This window comes from Arachnia propionica (assembly GCF_003932785.1).
In the GTDB taxonomy this organism is placed as follows: domain Bacteria; phylum Actinomycetota; class Actinomycetes; order Propionibacteriales; family Propionibacteriaceae; genus Arachnia; species Arachnia propionica_B.
Map to the genome: position 1 here is coordinate 1 of NZ_RQYT01000123.1, position 810 is coordinate 810.

The following is an 810-nucleotide window of genomic DNA, read 5'->3' on the forward strand; positions in this document are numbered from 1 at the left end:
CACCCCACCGCTCCACCTCAACCACACCCGACGACTCGGCATCCGGATCCAGAGCGGGATCATCAGCATTGATGTGAACGATGAGGGTGGCTTGGGGCAGCATGTCCTGCCCACCGGCTTGGCGCGCGAGGACACCGACGGCGGCGGCGCGGCGTTGTTTCAGATCCCCGGCCTCCACCGGGAGGGTTTTCGCGACCTCCGACAAGGCGTGGTCGAAGTCGATCGCGTCGCGGGGATCCAGGATCCCGTACAAGGCGCAGTGGCCGTTCCTGACCGCATCCACCGCCACATAGCGGTTCTCCCGCTGCCGGGTCTCCCGCTCCGCGGCTGCGGCCGGGTCGGCGGCGATGATCCACGCTTCGAGGTTGCGGCGGATCCGCTGCCACGACCACAACCGCAGGGCGACAGCGAGTTTCCGATCCAACCGCGCCGCGGCTTCCGCGTTCAGCTGGGAGATGGCTGGCCGGTTGACCACCTCGGCAACCTGCCACCAGCGCAAGGAGCCACCCAGGAAGGCCTCCCAGAGAGCAGGGAACCGGAACCTTACGTCCAGCACGGTCCCGATCTTCTCCAACGCCGCTTCGGGGGAGATCTGAAGAATCCCACCCAACTCGTGGGCGAGGAATTCACCCACCGACGGGGTGCCGTCCCCGCCCGGCTCAAGGAACCCTTCCACAGCCTCCATCACCGCGGCATCGTCGATCTCATAGAGTTCGGCTGCTTTCGCGATCCCGATGATGAGGGCCACCTCCGCTGCCCGGGCGTGGGCGTCGGCCTCGTGGATGGCCTGGTAGGCCTCGGTGAGGGTGG

General features: G+C 67.3%; 1 protein-coding gene. It reads right to left on the minus strand.

Annotated features, from left to right (window positions below):
- On the minus strand, window positions 1-810 hold an 810-nt coding region (locus tag EII35_RS15540; RefSeq protein WP_125229343.1), incomplete at both ends, for a DUF222 domain-containing protein.